This is a genomic window from Cohnella laeviribosi DSM 21336, from assembly GCF_000378425.1.
GTDB classification, from domain to species: Bacteria; Bacillota; Bacilli; order Paenibacillales; family Paenibacillaceae; genus Cohnella; species Cohnella laeviribosi.
Window position 1 is genome coordinate 1 of record NZ_KB899877.1, and the last position, 6,497, is coordinate 6,497.

Here is a 6,497-nt window from a genome sequence, read left to right on the forward strand (position 1 = left end):
GGCTTCCGCCGATGAAGGCGGCGTTGGGGTGACCGTCACCCAAGTCGTCGTTGGTGATTTCCGTTTGCCCGGCGACAGTTTGCGCAGCCAGTATTTCAGTTGGTTGAACGGGATTTCTTGGGCGGCACACCATGCTCGCATGGTCTGTCCGCTTTCCCGATAGGCACGGATCCGCTCCCGCCATTGCTCGTTGCGTTCATTTTCGTTCATTCGCGCGTACCTCCTATCTTTCCGATACGCTTAGTTTTTCATGAATCTTCGAGTCCGTGTAGGTGGGGAATATTTGACGCTTACGTATATGAAGTGGACGGAAAGACCAGAATCGGCATGCCGAAACCGACCGCATTCATGAATATGCTGGAGGATGATGCTCTGATGGGTATTGCTGCCGACGTGGAAGCCCGATTGATGAAATGCATCAATCGTGCTGCGAATCCATGATATGAAAACCGATGAGTTCATCTCATTGGTTTTTTCTTTAACGCATCTTAACAAATGGTTGTTATTCTCGGACAAACAGCCAGGTGTTTAGGGGGTGTTAGAGGAATGAAGGGCAAAACGATCCTGATTGTTGAAGATGACGCCAAAATCCGACAGTTACTGAAAATATATCTGGAAAAAGAAGGATACGAGATCCTGTTGGCGGCGGACGGCGCCGAAGGAATGAAGCTCTTTGAAAAGCTTGATCCCTGCTTTGTCATTATGGATCTCATGCTTCCGCACAAAAGCGGGGAAGAGCTTTGTCAGTGGATCCGTTGCGACATGAAGAGCGATATTCCGATCATCATGCTGACGGCCAAAGTGGATGAGGCGGATCGAATTCAGGGGTTGCAATTAGGGGCGGATGATTATATCACGAAACCTTTCAGTCCGCGGGAGGTCGTTGCCAGGGTGGAAACCGTCCTGCGCAGAACGGTCAATCGTTGCAGCAAAATCAGCTACAGGGGTTTAACGCTGAAACCTCATAGAGGAGAAGTGAAGTTTAACGGAGAGCTTATTCCGCTGACGGTGCACGAATTTAAACTGCTATACTTTCTGATGCGGCATCCGAATCAAATATTGTCAAGAGAACAAATATTACAAGAACTGTATCCGAATGAAGAACGTTCGGTAATCGACAGGACCGTGGATGTCCATATTAGCAAGCTCCGTGAAAAGCTTGAAGCAATGGGCGGGGCTCCGCGTTTTATTGAAACGATAAGAGGGATGGGATATCGATTTCATGCATATTAAACATTGGATGTTTTGGCGAAAGCATTTGACGATGAAACTCATAATGGTCAACGGCCTGGTTATCGCTGTTGTGATCTGGCTCGCAGGGGTATCGGTAAAAGATTTTGCTTGTATGATAGTAGCCCAATATGAGCTTGTCGGCGAGGAAAAAAGCAGATTCTTCAGTGAAACGATGGAGTTTTATTTATGGAGAGCCAGTGTTTTGGCCATTTTGGTCGCTGCCGTCATTCATTATATGTTTATCAGAAAAATACTTTCTCCTTTAAAACGGCTCACAGAATCGACTCGACTCATGATCGAAGGACATTACCCAAAGCCCATCGAACCCAGATCTCATGATGAAATCGGTCAGCTTACCCAACATTTCAATGAACTGGCAAAAACGCTGAAGCGTACGGAAGAAAACCGGAAACGTCTGCTAAGCAATATATCTCATGAATTGCGTACGCCTCTGAGCAACTTAAACGGCTATTTGGAGGCGTTGTCCAGTGGTGTCATGGAAGGCAACCGGGAACTGTACCAATCCCTGCTTGAAGAAGCTCAGTACCTCACCCGGCTCGTTGAACAACTTCATCATTTGACGGTCTGGGAAGCCAGAAGGAATATCAGTCTTGATCAGACAGAGATCAAAATCCATGAACTGCTGCAACAAACGATTCAGGCTTTTCAGTTGGAAAGCGAAAAAAGGGGTGTCTCATTGGACGCCTCCATACAAGAGGGCGTCGTTCTTGGCGAGGAAGACGGAATCAAGCAGGTCATGAACAATTTGCTCAAGAATGCTTTCATGTACAATACAGGGAAAGAGATCAGGATTACGGGAAAAAGGGAACAAACAGAATACCGTATCACGGTATCCAACATGGGGGAGCCTATACCGGAAGAAGCCTGCGATTTGGTTTTTGAGCGGTTCTATCGCGTTGATCCGTCAAGACACCGGGAAAAAGACAGGTACGGTACGGGGCTGGGTCTTGCGATTGTGAAAGAAATTGTGGAACGGTTCGGCGGAAAAGTCGGATTGCAATCGGATGGCCGCAAGCATACGTTTTGGGTTACCCTCCCCATAAAAATGGATAAAGGTGGTTAAGAAACATGACGGAACGCCGATTTAAACCTGAACATATGAAGAAACTGGACAACCCGGAACGGCGTAAATTGCTGCCACCACACAAGCTATTGGAGTTGCTGGAAATCCAAGATAACGACATTCTGATTGATTTGGGCGCAGGTACCGGGTACTTTACCATACCGGCGGCAAGTCTCACCCGGAACAAAGTCTACGCCTTGGACGTGGAACCGCAAATGTTGCAATATTTGGGGAAACGTGTGGAGGAGCAAAAACTTGACAATGTCGAGTTAATTGAAGGAGCCATTGAGCATATTCCCTTGGCAGGACAAATCGCCGACCATGTGATCGCTTCATTCGTCTTACACGAAGTAGAACCTTTGGAAAAAGGACTCCAAGAAATGAGCAGAGTGCTAAAGCCGGGTGGAAAAGTATTATGTATCGAATGGGAGAAAAAACAAACGGTACAAGGTCCTCCTCTCCATCATCGAATACAATCCAATGAACTGGCAAAAGCATTTGATGAGAATGGCCTCCTGGTTGAAAAACTGACCTATCCTTCCGATCAGCACTATCTTATTGTTGCAAGAAAAACGACATAAGGGAACAAATCACGGATTTACTTGACGAAGGGTTGATTTCCCTACCTGGGCAGCCAACCATGATGAACCGATCAGAGGACTATCTGAAAGCAAAGGAGGACAAACATGCACGATTTTTTTTGCCACGAAGATTGGACCGATCTTCTTGCGTATCAGTCTTTTACACTCGAAGACGCTAAGCGGATGAAATCGCTGGCCAATTTACTTGATAAGCATACCAGTGAAACGTTTGCTCTTTTTTTGGAGGAGCTGAAGAAGGTCGGGGAAGAGCAACCGATAGAAGAAAATGAATTCCGGAAGTATATGTCTACGTTTTGGAACGCAGAGAGAAACCGTGAATATGTTTCCTCGATTGTCGATTTCTTTCAAATGCTGTTGTCATATCGGTATTCTCCGGCCCGGCTGATGGCTGCTTTGAACAAAATTCACTTGTTTTGGATGCGCGTCGTCCTATCCCAACTCACCTTTTTCTCGAGGAAACGCTCGGTTTTGCTGGAAACGTTGCAACGTGCGGCAAACTTCGACAAGCTGATCCTGATGGAAATCAGCCTTAGAAACGTGATCGAGGTCTTGTCCCAAGGTTTTGCCGAACGTGTGGAAAAGATTTCAGAACTCCATTATACCAAAGAGATGCTGCGAATCATGGAACAGCAGCAAGAACGTGTTCAACATGCCGTTGCGGTTGGTGAACAACTGACATCCTCCATTCATGAAGTTGCTCAATATGCCGCTACTGTAACCAATCAAACCTCTGAAGCCGTTCGCATGGCAGAGAGCGGTAAACAAGTGATAACGCTGGCCATGGAAGAGATCGTTCGTTCAGGTGGGACATTTGAGTCTATCGTTCATCGTTTTGCCGAACTGCAGCGCTATTTATCAAACATCGAAAATATTGTAGACCTTATCCATAAGGTCTCCAATCAAACGCATTTGCTTGCTCTCAACGCATCCATCGAAGCAGCACGTTCGGGTGAGAAGGGGAGAGGGTTTTCGGTGGTGGCACAGGAGATCCGAAAACTTGCTCAGTCCACGAAAGACGCTGTCCAGGATATTGAGCGAAATGTAGAGGAAGTCCACTCTTTGACCGGCGATGTTGCTGACTCCATTCAAACTGCCTCAAAGGTTATCCAAAAAGGCATTCATGAAGCGAATGAAGCGTTCCAATTCGTCACGGATCTGATCTCCCGAATCGTTGAAATCAACGGTATCATCCGTCAAATCACAGCCGTTACGATGGAACAATCCGCGGCAGCAGAAAAGTTGTCCGCACAAATGTGCGACATTTCCGAAGAACTCCGAAATTTATCGGAAATATTCAATGAAGCCGTCACAGGAAGTGTTGAGGTAACAAGAGGAAGGGCTCTGGTCTAATGAATATGGTTGCCTTGGTTTGTGCACATAACTGCTAAATACTGAAAATGCGGGGCGTATCATGAATTTCAATGGTTTGATGGGCCTGAAAAAAGTGCCTGATCGCTTCATGGGCATGAATTCCCAAATGCTTTTTGACGGACTGATATTGCCCGAGGATTTGTTCGCCGGCACTGACAATTCGGTATATGGCATCCTGTTTAAGCGGTTTATTTTGAACGAGAAAATGTTCGATTCGCCGTCCTTTGGGGTTATATGGTTTATAAGCCATGATGACACCGGAAGTTCGCAACACATATCCGCCTTTCTGCTGAAACGGGTCCGGGGAAAAGACTTGCTCCAGGTTCGTTTCAAAGGCTTCAAGAATGAATCGCCCTTCCAGTTCTAGTGTAAACAATTCCTGGTTCGTCGGTATGATTTGATATAAATCTTCCACAGTTATGACTCCCGGAAGAATCGGGGCGCCGTACCTCCAACCATGAGACAAAGCGATATCGGCATCTATCGCATACAGGTACGCGTCGGTGATGAGACGGTCCATCGGCGTTTCATTCAAAAACATGCGATGAAGCGGTGTTTTCAGCTTGCCGATTTCTTCGCGCAGGAGCGTCTCGTAAGGTTGCTTGATCTCCCGGATAAGACGCGAGAATTCCGGGTCCTCTTCGTATTCGTCTGCGTAAAGCGGAATAAGTTGATGCCGAATATGGGTTATTTTTCCGTTTTCAAAGGAAATATCGATTCTTCCGAGAAACGAAGCGCTTGCCCCGGATTGGACAATCCATGTGTTATTTTGTCTGATGGGTTTGTCGATTCGATCATGACTATGCCCGCTTAAAATGATATCGATCCCTTCAATGCAGGATGCCGCTTTTATATCCAAAGGCAGTCCCATATGGCTGATCACCACGATAAGATCCGCTCGCTCCTTCTCCCGTAATTGATGAACCACTTTTTTCATATCGTCTAAATTTAACGAAAAAGTAAGTCCTTCAGAAAAAGAAGGAGGCATCGTTTGATCCACAAATGGGTAAGTCCACCCCGTCAAACCGACCCGTATACCTCCGATTTCCCGAATCATATGTGAATGAAAAGGATTGACTTTGCCGGAGATTGGCTTGGCATTCATTGCCAATGCCGGTGCCGGAACTTGACTTATCAAAGAAAATAGCTGTTGGGTTCCGCAAGCAAAGTCCCAGTTCCCAGGTACCCAAGCATCGAGCGGCATTTGTCGGAGCAGCGGCAAGACGGCTTCACCCTTGGACAAAACCAGCGGTCCCGTACCATGAAACAAATCGCCCCCGTCAACAAACAGTACGTGGGGATGTTGTTGTTTTAAACGTGTCACATAGCGGAAGATGCGTGAAAAGCCCCCGCAATGAATGTAGAACGGACGCGGATCGCCCCAGAAGAATTCCGGATGGGCGTCCAAACAACCGTGCGTGTCATTTTGTTGAATCAATACGAGTTCCACACTTAGGCCCCCTTGTTGAAGCATGTGATCCCAAGCTTATGGATAGTATGGGGAGTTCCAGCCTGTTTTTAAACCTTCTGGCTTTATCAGAACTTAACACAAGCCCGGTACGATCAAACGAAGAACATCCGGGAAGGGAGAGATGAGGATGTCGTTTGGGTACCGGGTCCTGGTTTGCGCCATTTTGATCCAAACGTATCTCGATTTGAAAAACAAAGGCCCGGAAAGGAGGGCGAAATTTCCAAATGCGGAAAGAGCCGGCACCACCAGCGCCACAATCCGTTGTTTCTTCTTCACACCGCATTCCTCCTTGTGGGTTTGGATATTTCCCGCAGTCTAATCCAAGCCTATCACAGGAGATGCGGCGAACCTGGATGTACATTTTTCCAATCGCTTAATCATTTCTTTAAAAAGAAGTGTTATCCTCATCTACAAGGAGGTGGGGGTTTGCGCAGCATTCAAATCGGGTCTGTCAAGAATTTTGTGTAAACTCTCTTGAGCCCTAGCGCAAATGGTGCCCTATCCGATCTGGAAAGAAGACGGATAGCTGAAGGAGGATTTGCCCCCAGTTCTGCACTCTGCCTGTCCATTTCCGTAGTACGTCCATGGTGGCCAAGTAAAGCATCTTGAGCAGAGCCTCGTCTGTCGGAAAAATGCTCTTGCCTTTGGTCACCTTTCGAAGCTGCCGGTGGTAGCTTTCAATCATGTTGGTCGTGTAAATGAGCTTGCGGATCTCCGGCGGATATTTGAAGAAGGT

Annotated in this window: 8 protein-coding genes; 4 read left to right on the forward strand and 4 right to left on the reverse strand. The window is 46.9% G+C overall.

All coding sequences use genetic code 11. The features are described from left to right. A partial coding sequence (gene tnpA, locus F560_RS0121580) for an IS66 family insertion sequence element accessory protein TnpA (RefSeq protein ID WP_019007794.1) occupies window positions 1-210 on the reverse strand: 210 nt, incomplete at its 3' end. 336 nt (window positions 211-546) lie between these two features. Here tnpA and F560_RS0121585 point away from each other — a divergent pair. The 4 genes from F560_RS0121585 to F560_RS0121600 all read left to right on the forward strand — a co-directional run bounded on the left by F560_RS0121585 (window position 547) and on the right by F560_RS0121600 (window position 4,269). After that, the gene (locus F560_RS0121585; protein WP_019007795.1) at window positions 547-1,233 is read left to right on the forward strand and encodes a response regulator transcription factor; all 687 of its coding nucleotides are present in this window, start codon (window positions 547-549) and stop codon (window positions 1,231-1,233) included. Continuing rightward, window positions 1,223-2,317, forward strand: coding sequence for a sensor histidine kinase (locus F560_RS0121590; protein WP_019007796.1), 1,095 nt, complete (start codon window positions 1,223-1,225; stop codon window positions 2,315-2,317). The genes F560_RS0121585 and F560_RS0121590 overlap by 11 nt, the downstream gene beginning before the upstream one ends. 5 nt (window positions 2,318-2,322) lie before the next feature. Continuing rightward, on the forward strand, window positions 2,323-2,898 hold the full coding sequence (locus F560_RS0121595) for a class I SAM-dependent methyltransferase (RefSeq protein WP_019007797.1): 576 nt from the start codon (window positions 2,323-2,325) through the stop codon (window positions 2,896-2,898). A 105-nt stretch (window positions 2,899-3,003) separates the two neighbouring features. Further along, entirely contained in the window at window positions 3,004-4,269 is a 1,266-nt protein-coding gene (locus F560_RS0121600) for a methyl-accepting chemotaxis protein (protein WP_019007798.1), read from the forward strand. Window positions 4,270-4,303: 34 nt separating this feature from the next. Here F560_RS0121600 and F560_RS0121605 read toward each other — a convergent pair whose 3' ends face one another. The 3 genes from F560_RS0121605 to F560_RS0121615 form a co-directional block, all read right to left on the reverse strand. Beyond that, on the reverse strand, window positions 4,304-5,740 hold the full coding sequence (locus F560_RS0121605; RefSeq protein ID WP_019007799.1) for a bifunctional metallophosphatase/5'-nucleotidase: 1,437 nt from the start codon (window positions 5,738-5,740) through the stop codon (window positions 4,304-4,306). Between the two features lie 93 nt (window positions 5,741-5,833). Beyond that, window positions 5,834-6,037, reverse strand: coding sequence for a hypothetical protein (locus tag F560_RS0121610; protein ID WP_019007800.1), 204 nt, complete (start codon window positions 6,035-6,037; stop codon window positions 5,834-5,836). A 205-nt stretch (window positions 6,038-6,242) separates the two neighbouring features. Beyond that, window positions 6,243-6,497 (reverse strand): transposase (locus F560_RS0121615; RefSeq protein WP_019007801.1); only part of this gene is annotated, 255 nt, incomplete at its 5' end.

What these genes read in the sequence shown, in the direction of transcription:
- F560_RS0121585 (WP_019007795.1), top strand. Translation starts at nt 547, where the DNA reads ATGAAGGGCAAAACGATCCTGATTGTTGAAGATGACGCCAAAATCCGA.
- F560_RS0121590 (WP_019007796.1), top strand. Translation starts at nt 1,223, where the DNA reads ATGCATATTAAACATTGGATGTTTTGGCGAAAGCATTTGACGATGAAA.
- F560_RS0121595 (WP_019007797.1), top strand. Translation starts at nt 2,323, where the DNA reads ATGACGGAACGCCGATTTAAACCTGAACATATGAAGAAACTGGACAAC.
- F560_RS0121600 (WP_019007798.1), top strand. Translation starts at nt 3,004, where the DNA reads ATGCACGATTTTTTTTGCCACGAAGATTGGACCGATCTTCTTGCGTAT.